This is a genomic window from Blautia sp. AF14-40 (genome assembly GCF_003479665.1).
GTDB lineage: Bacteria > Bacillota > Clostridia > Lachnospirales > Lachnospiraceae > Fusicatenibacter > Fusicatenibacter saccharivorans.
This window is the reverse complement of the sequence record NZ_QUHK01000129.1, coordinates 1-512: the sequence shown is the minus strand read 5'-3', so window position 1 is coordinate 512 and position 512 is coordinate 1. Positions and strand designations below refer to the sequence as shown.

At 49.2% G+C, this 512-nt stretch carries 2 pseudogenes; both read left to right on the top strand.

What is annotated here, in order from left to right:
• Positions 1–161: pseudogene (locus tag DWW13_RS19700) on the top strand (PrgI family protein); the annotation flags it as partial.
• Positions 109–512 (top strand): annotated as a pseudogene (locus tag DWW13_RS18680) (VirB4-like conjugal transfer ATPase, CD1110 family); the annotation flags it as partial. The pseudogenes DWW13_RS19700 and DWW13_RS18680, both read left to right, overlap by 53 nt.

Genomic DNA, 512 nt, shown 5'->3' with positions numbered 1-512 from the left:
ATGTCATTCAGACAAAGTTTACCCGCCCAAAGGAGCGACCTTACAGAACCGAAAACCTATACGCTGTCTTGGAAAAGCAGCGAAACTTAGAAAAGGAGGTATCAGCGATTGTCAAAAGGACAAACAAAAAAGACGCGGGAAGCCGCAGGAAACAGGCGTAAGCTGACCCGCGCCGAAAAGAAACAGATTGCCGAAGCTATCCGAAAGGCAAAAGGCGACGGCAAAGCCCGCACCGCACAGCAGACCATTCCCTACCTTGCCATGTACCCGGACGGTATCTGCAAGGTTACGGAAAAGAAATATTCAAAGTGCGTCGTGTTCGAGGACATCAATTATCAGCTTGCACAGGCAGACGATAAGACCGCCATTTTTGAAAACTGGTGCGATTTCCTCAATTACTTTGACGCAAGCGTGAGCGTGCAGCTTTCTTTCATCAATCAAGGGACGCAGCGGGAACAGGCAGAAAAAGCTATCTCTATCCCCGCACAGGAGGACGCTTTTAACTCTATCCG